We start from the raw sequence: 15,757 nt of genomic DNA on the forward strand, positions 1-15,757 counted from the left end.
GCCTCTTCCGAAGTGATGTAAGTCACAAAGAAGAAACGCTCTTTAAAAATATAAACCTATCAATCTGTGTGGGCACTCGTTGATGATAATCCAATTGGATGCTTCGGTATCAAATTAGGTTTCAATGAAACGAAGTGACCAACGAGTCGAAAGACTCAGCACAGTCAATTCAAACATTACTTTATGTAATGTTCAGTATTCATTGAGCCGACAAAATCTTAAATTGAAGAGTTTGATCATGGCTCAGATTGAACGCTGGCGGCAGGCCTAACACATGCAAGTCGAGCGGAAACGACTTAACTGAACCTTCGGGGAACGTTAAGGGCGTCGAGCGGCGGACGGGTGAGTAATGCCTGGGAAATTGCCCTGATGTGGGGGATAACCATTGGAAACGATGGCTAATACCGCATAATAGCTTCGGCTCAAAGAGGGGGACCTTCGGGCCTCTCGCGTCAGGATATGCCCAGGTGGGATTAGCTAGTTGGTGAGGTAAGGGCTCACCAAGGCGACGATCCCTAGCTGGTCTGAGAGGATGATCAGCCACACTGGAACTGAGACACGGTCCAGACTCCTACGGGAGGCAGCAGTGGGGAATATTGCACAATGGGCGCAAGCCTGATGCAGCCATGCCGCGTGTATGAAGAAGGCCTTCGGGTTGTAAAGTACTTTCAGCAGTGAGGAAGGTGGTGTAGTTAATAGCTACATCATTTGACGTTAGCTGCAGAAGAAGCACCGGCTAACTCCGTGCCAGCAGCCGCGGTAATACGGAGGGTGCGAGCGTTAATCGGAATTACTGGGCGTAAAGCGCATGCAGGTGGTTTGTTAAGTCAGATGTGAAAGCCCGGGGCTCAACCTCGGAATTGCATTTGAAACTGGCAGACTAGAGTACTGTAGAGGGGGGTAGAATTTCAGGTGTAGCGGTGAAATGCGTAGAGATCTGAAGGAATACCGGTGGCGAAGGCGGCCCCCTGGACAGATACTGACACTCAGATGCGAAAGCGTGGGGAGCAAACAGGATTAGATACCCTGGTAGTCCACGCCGTAAACGATGTCTACTTGGAGGTTGTGGCCTTGAGCCGTGGCTTTCGGAGCTAACGCGTTAAGTAGACCGCCTGGGGAGTACGGTCGCAAGATTAAAACTCAAATGAATTGACGGGGGCCCGCACAAGCGGTGGAGCATGTGGTTTAATTCGATGCAACGCGAAGAACCTTACCTACTCTTGACATCCAGAGAACTTTCCAGAGATGGATTGGTGCCTTCGGGAACTCTGAGACAGGTGCTGCATGGCTGTCGTCAGCTCGTGTTGTGAAATGTTGGGTTAAGTCCCGCAACGAGCGCAACCCTTATCCTTGTTTGCCAGCGAGTAATGTCGGGAACTCCAGGGAGACTGCCGGTGATAAACCGGAGGAAGGTGGGGACGACGTCAAGTCATCATGGCCCTTACGAGTAGGGCTACACACGTGCTACAATGGCGCATACAGAGGGCAGCAAGCTAGCGATAGTGAGCGAATCCCAAAAAGTGCGTCGTAGTCCGGATTGGAGTCTGCAACTCGACTCCATGAAGTCGGAATCGCTAGTAATCGTGGATCAGAATGCCACGGTGAATACGTTCCCGGGCCTTGTACACACCGCCCGTCACACCATGGGAGTGGGCTGCAAAAGAAGTGGGTAGTTTAACCTTCGGGGGGACGCTCACCACTTTGTGGTTCATGACTGGGGTGAAGTCGTAACAAGGTAGCCCTAGGGGAACCTGGGGCTGGATCACCTCCTTATACGATGATTATTGCGATGAGTGTTCACACAGATTGATGGTTTATGTAGTTTAAGAGATGGAACACCCCCCAAGGTGTTCAGATTAGTGTCCCGTTCGTCTAGAGGCCTAGGACACCGCCCTTTCACGGCGGTAACAGGGGTTCGACTCCCCTACGGGATACCATTGGGTCGTTAGCTCAGTTGGTAGAGCAGTTGACTTTTAATCAATTGGTCGCAGGTTCGAATCCTGCACGACCCACCATTCTTCTCCACGAAGAATTAAAACTTATGTGGGCGATTAGCTCAGTTGGGAGAGCACCTGCCTTACAAGCAGGGGGTCACTGGTTCGAGCCCGGTATCGCCCACCATTCTCTAAGTATTTTTGGATAGGAATTCCAAACCACTTCAGTAAAGCGTATGTGGTTGGATTTTTTGACGCCGAAAGTCTTTAGAAAATGACCTTCTTCGGAAGAATCATGCTCTTTAACAATTTGGAAAGCTGACAAATCAACAATTTATTGTTGATTGTAAAGTTCTCAATGTTTGTCTTTATGACAAACACCAATACAACACATTCAAGTGTTCTTGGAATTTGAGTCCGGCAAAATCGAGTCTGCACATGTATAAAAATGCAGACAACTTTGGTTGTTTAACAACATCCTCAAGATTCGCTTCGCGAAACTCTTTGGGGTTGTATGGTTAAGTGACTAAGCGTACACGGTGGATGCCTTGGCAGTCAGAGGCGATGAAGGACGTATTAACTTGCGATAAGCCCAGATTAGGCAGTAAAAGCCACTTGAGTCTGGGATTTCCGAATGGGGAAACCCACATGCATAAGCATGTATCATTAACTGAATACATAGGTTAATGAGGCGAACCGGGGGAACTGAAACATCTAAGTACCCCGAGGAAAAGAAATCAACCGAGATTCCGAAAGTAGCGGCGAGCGAAATTGGACTAGCCCTTAAGCTTTATATGCGTTAGACGAACGGTCTGGAAAGTCCGGCGATACAGGGTGATAGCCCCGTAGTCGACAACGCACATTCAGTGAAATCGAGTAGGGCGGGACACGTGATATCCTGTCTGAATATGGGGGGACCATCCTCCAAGGCTAAATACTACTGACTGACCGATAGTGAACCAGTACCGTGAGGGAAAGGCGAAAAGAACCCCTGTGAGGGGAGTGAAATAGAACCTGAAACCGTGTACGTACAAGCAGTAGGAGCACCTTCGTGGTGTGACTGCGTACCTTTTGTATAATGGGTCAGCGACTTATATTCAGTAGCAAGGTTAACCATCTAGGGGAGCCGTAGAGAAATCGAGTCTTAACTGGGCGTCGAGTTGCTGGATATAGACCCGAAACCAGGTGATCTAGCCATGGGCAGGTTGAAGGTTGAGTAACATCAACTGGAGGACCGAACCGACTAATGTTGAAAAATTAGCGGATGACTTGTGGCTAGGGGTGAAAGGCCAATCAAACCTGGAGATAGCTGGTTCTCCCCGAAATCTATTTAGGTAGAGCCTCGGACGAATACTACTGGGGGTAGAGCACTGTTAAGGCTAGGGGGTCATCCCGACTTACCAACCCTTTGCAAACTCCGAATACCAGTAAGTACTATCCGGGAGACACACGGCGGGTGCTAACGTCCGTCGTGGAGAGGGAAACAACCCAGACCGCCAGCTAAGGTCCCAAATTATAGCTAAGTGGGAAACGATGTGGGAAGGCTTAGACAGCTAGGATGTTGGCTTAGAAGCAGCCATCATTTAAAGAAAGCGTAATAGCTCACTAGTCGAGTCGGCCTGCGCGGAAGATGTAACGGGGCTAAGCTATAAACCGAAGCTGCGGCAATGACTTTTAGTCATTGGGTAGGGGAGCGTTCTGTAAGCCGTTGAAGGTGTGTTGTAAAGCATGCTGGAGGTATCAGAAGTGCGAATGCTGACATGAGTAACGATAAAGGGGGTGAAAAACCCCCTCGCCGGAAGACCAAGGGTTCCTGTCCAACGTTAATCGGGGCAGGGTAAGTCGACCCCTAAGGCGAGGCCGAAAGGCGTAGTCGATGGGAAACGGGTTAATATTCCCGTACTTCTTACAATTGCGATGGGGGGACGGAGAAGGCTAGGTGGGCCTGGCGACGGTTGTCCAGGTTCAAGTGCGTAGGCTTAAGAGTTAGGTAAATCCGGCTCTTTCTAAGGCTGAGACACGACGTCGAGCACCTACGGGTGTGAAGTCATTGATGCCATGCTTCCAGGAAAAGCCTCTAAGCTTCAGATTGTAAGGAATCGTACCCCAAACCGACACAGGTGGTCGGGTAGAGAATACCAAGGCGCTTGAGAGAACTCGGGTGAAGGAACTAGGCAAAATGGTACCGTAACTTCGGGAGAAGGTACGCTCTTGACGGTGAAGTCCCTCGCGGATGGAGCTATTGAGAGTCGCAGATACCAGGTGGCTGCAACTGTTTATTAAAAACACAGCACTGTGCAAAATCGTAAGATGACGTATACGGTGTGACGCCTGCCCGGTGCCGGAAGGTTAATTGATGGGGTTAGACTTCGGTCGAAGCTCTTGATCGAAGCCCCGGTAAACGGCGGCCGTAACTATAACGGTCCTAAGGTAGCGAAATTCCTTGTCGGGTAAGTTCCGACCTGCACGAATGGCGTAATGATGGCCACGCTGTCTCCACCCGAGACTCAGTGAAATTGAAATCGCTGTGAAGATGCAGTGTACCCGCGGCTAGACGGAAAGACCCCGTGAACCTTTACTACAGCTTGGCACTGAACATTGACCCTACATGTGTAGGATAGGTGGGAGGCTTTGAAGACGGTACGCCAGTATCGTTGGAGCCGTCCTTGAAATACCACCCTTGTAGTGTTGATGTTCTAACGTCGACCCCTGAATCGGGGTTGCGGACAGTGCCTGGTGGGTAGTTTGACTGGGGCGGTCTCCTCCCAAAGAGTAACGGAGGAGCACGAAGGTGGGCTAATCACGGTTGGACATCGTGAGGTTAGTGCAATGGCATAAGCCCGCTTGACTGCGAGAATGACAATTCGAGCAGGTGCGAAAGCAGGTCATAGTGATCCGGTGGTTCTGTATGGAAGGGCCATCGCTCAACGGATAAAAGGTACTCCGGGGATAACAGGCTGATACCGCCCAAGAGTTCATATCGACGGCGGTGTTTGGCACCTCGATGTCGGCTCATCACATCCTGGGGCTGAAGTCGGTCCCAAGGGTATGGCTGTTCGCCATTTAAAGTGGTACGCGAGCTGGGTTTAGAACGTCGTGAGACAGTTCGGTCCCTATCTGCCGTGGGCGTTGGAAGATTGAAGGGGGCTGCTCCTAGTACGAGAGGACCGGAGTGGACGAACCTCTGGTGTTCGGGTTGTGTCGCCAGACGCATTGCCCGGTAGCTAAGTTCGGAATCGATAACCGCTGAAAGCATCTAAGCGGGAAGCGAGCCCTGAGATGAGTCTTCCCTGACCCCTTGAGGGTCCTAAAGGGTTGTTCGAGACTAGAACGTTGATAGGCAGGGTGTGTAAGCGTTGTGAGGCGTTGAGCTAACCTGTACTAATTGCCCGTGAGGCTTAACCATACAACACCCAAAGGGTTTTGATGGACTCAAATAAGAACATTGAATGTGTAAGAACTTCAGCTTTTCAAATTAAAGAATTTGCTTGGCGACCATAGCGATTTGGACCCACCTGATTCCATGCCGAACTCAGAAGTGAAACGAATTAGCGCCGATGGTAGTGTGGGGTTTCCCCATGTGAGAGTAGGACATCGCCAGGCTTTAAATATCGTTACCCGTATAGACGTGTAACAACATCATCAGTGTACTAATCTGACGATGACAATTTGTGGAGAGATGGCTGAGTGGTTGAAAGCACCGGTCTTGAAAACCGGCATACGTTAATAGCGTATCTAGGGTTCAAATCCCTATCTCTCCGCCACATTGAAAAGCCTCGCTAGAAATAGCGAGGCTTTTTTCATTTTAGCCAGTTGCTAACGCAACGGGCTTTTTGCGTTTTAAGGCTAAGTAATAAGCCGATCTTTGGTATGCTAAAGAAAATCTTTAAACATACCGCCATTGATGATTAATAACGTAAACCTCGCAGATATTCGCTCTTTCGTACTGATTGCCCAACTTGGTAATTTTACAAAAGCTGCTGAAGCGCTCAACGTATCTCGTTCCCATGTTTCTCGTCAGATTTCTGCTTTAGAGTCCCGTATGGGAGTAAGTTTAGTAACTCGTACGACGCGTTCTTTAAAACTGACTTATGCTGGGGAGCGTTTTTATAAGCAGTGCGAGGCAGCATTGATTCAGGTTGAACAAGCGTTACTCGCGGCGGTTGATGACACTGAGAATGTGCAAGGTCATATTCGGGTTAACAGTGTTGGTGGTCCGCTGGGTGAAGATGTGATTGCCAGTTACATAGCTGAGTTCATGCGTCAACATCAGGATATTACGGTGGAGCTCGACTTTTCGAGTCCACGTATAGACTTAATTGAAGATCAGTTTGATATTGCTTTTCGTATGGGGGAGTTGGAGGACGCTAACTTCGTCGGTCGCCGTTTAAGTGACATCAAGATGGTCACACTAGCGAGTCCTGAATACTTAGTTAAATATGGTGAGCCACAACATCCTAAACAGTTGCTAGAGCATCGTATATTAAGAGGTTCTGTTACTCGCTGGCATTATCAACATAAAGCGGACAAAAGTCGCTATGAGGCTTCTGTGAAAGCGAGCTTAGTGTGTAAGAATGGACGGGCGTTAGTGGCTGGAGCTATTCAAGGCAATGGTATTATTCGCGTACCAGAGATGTACTGTTTAGAGCAGATAGAGAGTGGCCTCCTGAGGCCTATAATGGGGGATTGGCAAGTTGAACCAGTTCCTTTTTATGCGATTTACCATCGTGATAAATACCAGCCGAAGCGACTCAAAACATTTATCGACTTTATGCAGAGTAAATTCGATGAACAATAAGGTACAAAAAAGCCGACATCGATGTGTCGGCTTCAAAATCACTTAAAACTGATTAAGCGCGGTTAGCGACTTTATCTTTTAGTGCTTGTTTCTCTGCATCAGAGATATACGCAAGCTCAAGACCATTGATCTGTGCTTGACGAATTTGCTCTTGAGATAGACCGGCTTGAGGTGCTGCTACTTCGTATTCGAAAGGAAGTTCAATACCTTCAACTGCTGGATCATCTGTATTTAGACAGGCTAACACACCATGTTCTAGGAACTGTTTAAGCGGGTGGTTTACCAGAGACTCAACCGTACTTGTCTGGAAGTTCGATGTTAGGCAAGACTCGATACCAATACGATTTTCAGCAAGGAAGTCCATTAGTTTAGGATCATGGACTGCTTTAACACCGTGGCCGATACGTGTTGCACCAAGTTCTTGAATCGCCTGCCACATACTTTCAGCACCAGCGGCTTCACCAGCATGTACAGTAACATTAAGACCTGCGTCTTTTACTTGTGCAAAGTGCTTAACGAAACGATCGCCAGGTTGACCAAGTTCATCACCTGCAAGGTCAACAGCAACAATCTTGTCTTTTTGCGTCAGGATTGCATCCAGTTCCTGCTGACAAGCGTCAGTACCAAATGTGCGGCTCATAATACCGATTAGGTTCGCCTTAATACCAAAGTCGCGCACACCCGCTTGAACACCATCAACTACAGCTTCAACGACACCTTCTACTGGCAACTTGTGTTTCATCGCCATGTAGTAAGGAGAGAAGCGCAGCTCGGCGTAATCAATCTGTGCGTTTAGTGCGTCTTCAACGTTTTCGTAAGCAACACGACGACAAGCATCTAGGTCACCAAGAACAGCGACACCCCAATCTAGCTTTGATAGGAACGCTACGAGCGATGGCTCTGCTTCAACGATTTGTACGTGCGGAGTTAGAGACTCGATATCGTACGCAGGTAGAGCAACACCAAACTTCTGACCTAGTTCTAGGATTGTTTTTGTGCGGATATTACCATCAAGGTGACGGTGCAAATCAGTTAGGGGAAGATTTTTGGTTATCATTATCGTCGTTCCAAGTAAATGAATTGAGCTAAGTATAAGAATCAAAGACAGAAGTGTCAGTAGAGTAAGGGCATAAAACCAACCATTAATGTTGGTTTTTATTTCATGTTAACCAAATCTGTTGGCCATTCATCGAATGGTACAGGGCGGCTATACAGAAAACCTTGTCCTTGAGGGCAGTTCAACTGTGTGAGCATTTTGGCTTGCTCAGAAGTTTCGATACCTTCTGCCACGAGATTAACTTTCATTCCGCGCGTCATGTTAATGATCGCCGAAACAATGGAAGTATCTAAATCTTGTGGTGAGAGTTTATCAACAAACGTGCGATCTATCTTGATACAGTCAAATGGCAACTTATGTAGATAGGCAAGTGAGCTGTAGCCGGTTCCAAAATCATCAATGGCGATGTGAACCCCCAGATCTCTGACTGCCTGCATATTTCGTATTGTCACAGGATCGTTGTCGACAATTCGAGATTCAGTTATCTCTAGGGTGAGGTTATTAGGGTTCAAGGTCGATTGAGTTAATATTCTTTGCAGTATCGATATAAAGTCCGGCTGTGATAGTTGATTCACTGACAGATTAACGTGCATGTGGAAACTCTCATCCCATTTTCCTGCACGCATTCCTCGAACAGCATCGTTACACGCTTGAAGGAGAATCTGCTCGCCAATAGAACCAATTAATCCGCTTTCTTCAGCGATAGGGATAAATTCTAACGGTGACACTAGGCCTGCTGAAGGTGACAGCCAACGAGCTAACGCTTCAGCACCAATAACCTCTCCACTATTGAGATCAACTAAGGGCTGATAAAAAGGTATGAACTCTTTGCGTTCAATTGCATCCTTAATTTTAGCCACCATAAGCGTGCGCTTACGCGAGATATCCGCCATTTCTGGGCGATAAAAGCTGATGTTGGTCAGTTCTTGTTTTGCATTACTAAGGGCGATACTACCGTTACGTAGCCATAGCGTCATATTGAAGTCAGGGCCGCTTTCAACCACACCAATAGATACATTTACGATGACACTGTCTTGCTCCATAACAAACGGTGAAGCAAACATTTGCAGAATTCGGTTTGCAGCGAGAATGAGCTCTTGTTCATTCTGTTTCTTGGGTGTGTAGATAGCGAACTCATCACCGCCAATTCTGGCGATATAGTGATCTTGAGAATAAATTGAGTTAAGGCGCTGAGATATGGTGACGAGCAGTTGGTCCCCTTTGTAATGACCTAAGCTATCGTTGATGTCACGAAACTTTTTGATACCGACAAGTATCAGTGAGCCATTAAGTTCAGGTAATTTATCGCAAGTATCAATCAGTCCCTCTCGGCTGTATAGCTTAGTCAAAGAGTCATAAAGCAGTTGAGAACGAAGAGCCCGGAATGATGCTTTGAGGTTGTTTGCCATCTCGTTAAAAGCATATACCAACATGGTCGTTTCATAGATATTACCCGGTTGAGGCATATTACTTTCCCAGTCCCCTTTGGCTAGGTGCTTGGCAGCTGCAGCGGTAGAGGTGATCGGAGCGACAACTCTATTAAATGCAAATAAGCCTAGTGCAATGCCGATTAAGCTCGCTGTGATACCGATGATCCAGCTATCTCTCTGACTTTCAGGTAGTTTGCCAAGTAGGTTGGATTCGGAAATCGCAACCCCGATGTACCATTTGAGGCCATGTTCATCAACGTATGGGGTAAAGTGGTTAAAGTAGCGCTCATTATTAATATCGAGAGCAAAGCGCTGAACGGTACCTTGAGAGTAGAAATCTCTGGTTTTAGAGTACTCTGCATTTGCTTTGACGATTGGGTTTGCGCTCTCTGTTGCTAGGAGTCGTTCTCCCTTATCGCTGAAAGGCGTACCCCATGAAACAACGCTACCACCTGTCGAATGAGCGACAAGCCTTTTCTTATCGTCCACTAGGTAAATGACTGCGTTCGTTTGCTGCTGCTGGTCTTTTAGAAATGCATTAAAGGTATCGATTTTGACATCAGTGACCACAACGCCTTGAAAATCTTGCCCATAGAAGACAGGGGTCAGTGCGGATAAGGTGATTTCTTGTCTTTCATCCGCATTGGCATAAATGGAAGACCACATAGGGGTTAAACTTTTTGCAACGGGTGCATACCATGGACGAATTCGAGGGTCATAACCACCAATGACAGAGCGAATGTCACGGCTGATAGTTTGGCCCCGATAGATGATAAGCTGTTGCTCGGTTCGGTCATCTTGAACCATGAGGGTGTAGGCATTGTTGGGCTCTTTTCTAAAACCTACATATTCTGCACCTTCTCCGCCAAATCCAATAACATCGAGCTGAGGGATTGAGTTATAAAGAGAGCGAAATGAAGTTAGGAAGTAGTTCTCTATATCTGTGGTATCGCCCTGTTGGTACAGTTGATTGAAACCAATAGAATGGCTAAGCGCAAGACTTGCTTGGAAAGGGTCGTTTAAGAATTTGTTAAGCTCTAATGTAACGTTTCCGGTTAAAGCAGAGAGCTGCTTATCACTAATATCAACGACCATTTCTTCATAGCTATTTTTCTGCACAGTCACTATCACACCAATGGTAATGATAAAAATCATTACAAAGGGCAGCACTACCGCAGTTCTTAGCGTAATTTGTGTTGTCGCTGACATATATCGTCTTCTATTCTTACAGTATTGTGTATTTTATCTGTTTTAATAAATGCGAGCGAGGCTTTTTGGTCAAAAAGTAAGTCATCTAGCCCTAGCTTGGTTTAAGATAGAGCTAATACTACCTACTTGTGTTGATTAATTAGCTTTAGGGTTATGAACACTATAGCCTAATAAAGCTCCTTCAACTTCCGCGTCAGAGTGTTACGTCCCCAGCCTAAAACCTTAGCTGCATCCTGCTTATGGCCATTGGTGTGTTCTAATGCCGCTTCCAAAAGTATACGTTCAAATTCAGGAAGTGCGTAAGATAGAAGCTCTGTGTCTCCCTGAGTGAGGGAGTTTCTCGCCCAGCTTGCTAACTGTTGTTGCCATGTTCCTGATGACATTTCTTCACTTGTCATCCTCTCTTCGAACAATTCAGAGGGCAGATCGCTCGGAAGTACTTCACTGCCGCTTGCCATCACAGTTAACCAACGACAGATATTTTCTAGCTGACGTACGTTACCTGGCCAATCAAGTTGAGTAAGCTTTTCAACGGTTGATGGGTGTAATGTTTTGACATCGACAGCGAGCTCCTCAGCGGCTAGAGCCAAGAAGTGTAATGTTAGCTTTTCAACGTCTTGCTTGCGCTCTCGTAGTGCTGGTATCTGAATACGAATCACATTTAAGCGATGAAAGAGATCTTCACGGAAGTCGCCTTTATGGACGAGTTTTTCAAGGTTTTGGTGAGTCGCTGCAACAATGCGCACGTCCACTTTGATTGGTGAGTGACCCCCGACTCTATAAAACTGACCGTCCGCTAAAACCCTTAGCAGCCGAGTTTGAATGTCGAGGGGCATATCACCGATTTCATCTAAGAAAAGAGTGCCTCCATTTGATTGTTCAAAGCGCCCTTGTCTTACACTATTCGCTCCGGTAAACGCCCCTTTTTCGTGGCCAAAAAGCTCTGACTCGATGAGGTCCTTAGGAATGGCTGCCATATTAAGAGCAATAAAGGGTTTACTGGCTCTTGGGCTATGACGGTGCAAGGCATGAGCAACTAACTCTTTACCTGTACCTGATTCGCCATTAATTAGCACCGAAATGGAAGAGCGAGAGAGGCGGCCAATAGCGCGAAAGACTTCCTGCATTGCTGGGGCTTCACCGATGATCTCAGGCGGCGTATAGTCCTCATCCGCCAAAGAGCCCTGAACTTGTTTTTGCTCTTGGCTGTGGGCAATTGCACGCTCTACCAGCGTTAGGGTCTCGTCAACATCAAAGGGTTTTGGCAGGTATTCGAATGCTCCTTTTTGATAGGCATTCACTGCAGCATCAAGATCGGAGTGAGCCGTCATGATGATGACTGGTAGCTCAGGTGAACGTTCGTTAACTTGCTTTAACAGCTCTAAACCATCTATTCCTGGCATTCTAATATCGGAAACTAGGACATCAGGCGTTTCACGTTCAAGGGCAAGCAACACGCTCTCTGCATCGGAGAAGGTCTCGCATTTTATGCTCGCCGATGAAAGCGTTTTTTCCATTACCCAGCGAATGGAACTGTCGTCATCTACGACCCACACATACCCTTTACTCATAGTCTCTTCCTTCCGGCAATGCCAATAGCGTCAAATTAAATCGGTAAATATATTGTAAATGTTGTTCTACCAGGCCAGCTTTCGACATCGATCTTGCCTTGGTGTTGGTCGATTAGATTTTGGGCAATGGATAGACCTAGCCCAGTGCCACCTTCTCGCCCACTGACCATTGGGTAGAAAAGGGTATCTTGAAGATCTGCTGGAATACCTGGTCCGTTGTCGATGATTTCGATACGGGCCGCAAGCTTGCAGCGTTGACCATGAATATTAGCTTGGTGCACTGTTCTGGTGCGAATAGTAATTTGGCCGTTGCTTTGATCTTTTAATATCTGTCCGGCGTTACTGACTATATTAAGTAGCGCTTGTTCGATTTGCGCCGCGTCCATTAAAATCTCTGGCAAACTCGGATCGTAATCGCGTTCAATACAAATGCTTTGGTTGGCTTCCAAGTCGACTAACTGGCGTACCTTTTCTAAAATCAGGTGCAGGTTTTCTTGCTTCTTTTGTCCGGGCTTTTGTGGACCAAGTAACCTGTCTACCAAGGCTCTAAGTCGATCTGCTTGTTCAATAATGATTTGGGTATATTCAGCCAGACTAGGATCGGGCAATGTTCTTTCGAGTAACTGAGCTGCGCCCCTTAATCCACCGAGAGGATTTTTTATCTCATGGGCTAATCCGCGCACCAGTAATTTAGCGGCTTGTTGCTGCGCATGTTGATTAAGCTCTTGACTCAGTCGACGTTGCTGGCCAATTTTTCTCATCTCAACCAATAGCATCAGCTCTTTTTTCCACTCGATCGGGCTGACTGTGACTTCAAGCATCAAAGGCTTTCCGTCAACAACAAAAGTCACGTCGCTGTCAGTGATACTTTGACCGCTTTGCAAAGGCTGAGAGAGTAGCGCGAGGTCCATTGAAGCATGTTGAATTAGGTTAGAGAGAGGATGATCAACGATTCGCTTTGCACTTTGAGAAAACAATTGCTCGGCTGCCGGGTTGGCATATTGCACCTGCAATGACTCATTCATGATCAAAATCGATGTGACTTGGTGATTTAAAATAATATCGCTCAGTTCGCTATCCACTGCCTTACCCCATTCCATGAACCTGAATTACCCTTTGCACCAAATTGGTGCGGAGTACTTTTCAAGTATGGCGCAATCACTAAGAGAACGAAAGTGAAATAGTGAGATGCCTCAAGCTTTAGGGGAGATCTCTGCTGGTTTCATCGTTGTACGTTGTAAATGCACCGTAGTTGGTAGAGACGATGCAATAAGCTTGCCGTCCTTAACTACTTGAATTGTCAGTGAGTGTGAACCTCGGTCAATATTTTTTAGCTGCCAGTTAGGGGTTGTTGTTAGCGCTCCATAATTTTTGCCATCTAAGGTTAATTGTAACTGTTCACCAACCTTCAGCTTTCTGTTCAGTGTTGCCTTTACAGAGAGAAAACCGTTGTTGCTTCTTATTGCTTGGTTGTTTTCTGGTGATGTAATCGTGACGGATAGAGGCATTGGTGCAACAGGCTTTGGTTTGGTTTGAGCTGGCTCAGAGTGACCGAATTGAGGAGGCAGCGCTGGCTGAGCGAAGTCGGGTAAATCGATCGCCTGAGCTTGGCTGTGATTAGGTGCGTCATCGAAATGCAAAGTGCCATCTTCATCTACCCATGTATAGACAGTTTGGCAGAATGATTTCGCACTAAACAATAGCGCTATAATGACTGCGAAATTAGAGACTTGCATAACCTGTCCTCATGTAGCGATGACGACATACTAACAAGCACTTTTAGGCTCATAAAAATGTAAAAGGCTCGCCTGCGAGGCGAGCCTTGATTTTATGCAACACGATCGAATGTTGCGAACGACAATCGATTATACAGAGTAGTAAAGTTCGAACTCTAGTGGGTGAGTTGTCATGTTTACTTTCTCTACGTCTTCAGACTTAAGAGCGATGTAAGAATCGATGAAGTCGTCAGAGAATACGCCGCCAGCAGTTAGGAACTCACGGTCCGCATCTAGTTCTTCTAGAGCATCTTTTAGTGAGTAAGCCACTGTTGGGATCTCTGCTGCTTCTTCTGCAGGTAGATCGTAAAGGTCTTTATCCATTGCTTCGCCTGGGTGGATCTTGTTCTTAATACCGTCAAGACCAGCCATTAGCATTGCTGCGAAACATAGGTATGGGTTTGCTGCTGGGTCACCGAAACGAACTTCGATACGACGTGCTTTAGGGCTTGGTACCACAGGGATACGGATAGAAGCAGAACGGTTACGTGCAGAGTAAGCAAGCATAACTGGCGCTTCGAAGCCCGGTACAAGACGCTTGTACGAGTTAGTTGATGGGTTAGCAAATGCGTTGATTGCACGAGCGTGTTTGATGATACCGCCGATGTAGTGTAGAGCCATTTCAGATAGGCCGCCGTACTTATCACCAGAGAATAGGTTAACGCCGTCTTTTGCAAGAGATTGGTGCACGTGCATACCAGAACCGTTGTCACCAACTAGTGGCTTAGGCATGAATGTCGCAGTCTTACCAAATGCGTGTGCTACGTTGTGTACAACGTACTTGTAGATTTGGATTTCGTCAGCTTTAGTTGTTAGCGTGTTGAAGCGAGTTGCGATTTCGTTCTGACCCGCAGTTGCTACTTCATGGTGGTGCGCTTCAACAACAAGGCCCATTTCTTCCATGATTAGACACATTGCAGAGCGGATGTCTTGAGAAGAGTCAACTGGAGCTACTGGGAAGTAACCACCTTTAACGCCAGGACGGTGGCCTTTGTTACCTTCTTCGTAGTCAGAACCTGTGTTCCAAGCTGCTTCTACGTCATCAATCTTGAAGAATGAACCCGACATGTCAGTTGCGAACTTAACATCGTCAAATAGGAAGAACTCTGGCTCAGGACCGATAAGTACAGTGTCTGCAACACCAGTAGAACGCATGAAGTCTTCAGCGCGCTTAGCGATTGAGCGTGGGTCACGGTCGTAGCCTTGCATTGTTGCAGGTTCTAGAATGTCACAACGTAGGTTAAGCGTTGCATCTTCTGTGAATGGGTCTAGAACAGCAGATGATGCGTCTGGCATCATTACCATGTCTGATTCGTTGATGCCTTTCCAGCCAGCAACAGAAGAACCATCGAACATCTTACCTTCTTCGAAGAAGTCTGCGTCAACTTGGTGAGAAGGTAGAGAGATATGCTGCTCTTTACCTTTAGTATCTGTAAAGCGTAGGTCTACAAACTTAACTTCGTTTTCTTGGATTAGCGATAGAACATTTTCTACTGACATCTTGGATAACCTCCAGTGTTATTAAAGCGGTTTAGCTCGACTTGTTTAGTACAATCCAGCATTGATTAACTTCATTTCAATCGTATTAATCGATGCTGAATTTATTAAAGCCAAAACCGTGCCAAAAAAATTAATCCATTAATTTCAATAAATTAGCGGGCTTAGTAAGAAGTTGGTGCGTCATGATGCACCAAATTGATCCTGTATTGCACCAAGTTGGTGCGTTAATAGTGTCATTGCACCAAAATAATACAAAATCGCATACCATTCAGCCCAGTTTTACTGATGTTGTCAATGAGGTTTTTGTGTTACTCGGAGGCAGCTTGCGTTTCATCAATAAAATATTCGCCGAAAAGGGGCGAATCAGATCACATATTTCTGGGTTTTTCGCTAGAATCTGGTACATTATGGCCGTTTTTTTAATCAAGTAAGCGCGCAGCTTAGGTTTCAACATTTAAGTGCGAGCTTCTTCTATCGAGCGAA

At 46.6% G+C, this 15,757-nt stretch carries 7 protein-coding genes, 4 tRNA genes and 3 rRNA genes; 8 read left to right on the plus strand and 6 right to left on the minus strand.

Annotated elements, in window-relative coordinates:
* The first annotated feature begins 220 nt into the window (after nt 1-220).
* The 8 genes from AAFX28_RS09085 to AAFX28_RS09120 all read left to right on the plus strand — a co-directional run bounded on the left by AAFX28_RS09085 (nt 221) and on the right by AAFX28_RS09120 (nt 6,732).
* A 16S ribosomal RNA gene (locus AAFX28_RS09085) occupies nt 221-1,773 on the plus strand.
* 88 nt (nt 1,774-1,861) lie between these two features.
* A tRNA-Glu gene (locus tag AAFX28_RS09090) sits at nt 1,862-1,937 on the plus strand.
* Nucleotides 1,938-1,939: 2 nt separating this feature from the next.
* Nucleotides 1,940-2,015, plus strand: a tRNA-Lys gene (locus tag AAFX28_RS09095).
* A gap of 30 nt (nt 2,016-2,045) precedes the next feature.
* Nucleotides 2,046-2,121, plus strand: a tRNA-Val gene (locus AAFX28_RS09100).
* A 329-nt stretch (nt 2,122-2,450) separates the two neighbouring features.
* Nucleotides 2,451-5,340, plus strand: a 23S ribosomal RNA gene (locus AAFX28_RS09105).
* Between the two features lie 81 nt (nt 5,341-5,421).
* Nucleotides 5,422-5,537, plus strand: a 5S ribosomal RNA gene (gene rrf / locus AAFX28_RS09110).
* The 16S, 23S and 5S rRNA genes sit together here with 4 tRNA genes alongside, the layout of an rRNA operon.
* A gap of 70 nt (nt 5,538-5,607) precedes the next feature.
* Nucleotides 5,608-5,698 (plus strand) — tRNA-Ser (locus AAFX28_RS09115).
* A gap of 140 nt (nt 5,699-5,838) precedes the next feature.
* Entirely contained in the window at nt 5,839-6,732 is an 894-nt protein-coding gene (locus AAFX28_RS09120; RefSeq protein WP_408687149.1) for a LysR family transcriptional regulator, read from the plus strand.
* Nucleotides 6,733-6,784: 52 nt separating this feature from the next.
* On the opposite strand, the gene add is transcribed toward AAFX28_RS09120, so the two are convergent.
* The 6 genes from add to glnA form a co-directional block, all read right to left on the minus strand.
* Complete coding sequence (gene add, locus AAFX28_RS09125) at nt 6,785-7,789, minus strand: adenosine deaminase (protein ID WP_408687150.1); 1,005 nt, start codon at nt 7,787-7,789, stop codon at nt 6,785-6,787.
* A 98-nt stretch (nt 7,790-7,887) separates the two neighbouring features.
* Complete coding sequence (locus tag AAFX28_RS09130; RefSeq protein WP_408687151.1) at nt 7,888-10,428, minus strand: EAL domain-containing protein; 2,541 nt, start codon at nt 10,426-10,428, stop codon at nt 7,888-7,890.
* A gap of 167 nt (nt 10,429-10,595) precedes the next feature.
* Complete coding sequence (gene glnG / locus AAFX28_RS09135) at nt 10,596-11,999, minus strand: nitrogen regulation protein NR(I) (protein ID WP_408687152.1); 1,404 nt, start codon at nt 11,997-11,999, stop codon at nt 10,596-10,598.
* A 35-nt stretch (nt 12,000-12,034) separates the two neighbouring features.
* Entirely contained in the window at nt 12,035-13,099 is a 1,065-nt protein-coding gene (gene glnL, locus AAFX28_RS09140; RefSeq protein WP_408687153.1) for a nitrogen regulation protein NR(II), read from the minus strand.
* A gap of 93 nt (nt 13,100-13,192) precedes the next feature.
* Nucleotides 13,193-13,735, minus strand: a complete 543-nt coding sequence (locus AAFX28_RS09145; RefSeq protein WP_408687154.1) for a DUF4124 domain-containing protein — start codon at nt 13,733-13,735, stop codon at nt 13,193-13,195.
* 129 nt (nt 13,736-13,864) lie between these two features.
* Nucleotides 13,865-15,274 carry a glutamate--ammonia ligase gene (gene glnA / locus AAFX28_RS09150; protein ID WP_408687155.1) on the minus strand — a complete coding sequence of 470 codons (1,410 nt, stop codon included), beginning with the start codon at nt 15,272-15,274 and terminating at the stop codon, nt 13,865-13,867.
* Nucleotides 15,275-15,757: the final 483 nt, after the last annotated feature.

This window comes from Vibrio sp. TBV020 (assembly GCF_046056895.1).
In the GTDB taxonomy this organism is placed as follows: domain Bacteria; phylum Pseudomonadota; class Gammaproteobacteria; order Enterobacterales; family Vibrionaceae; genus Vibrio.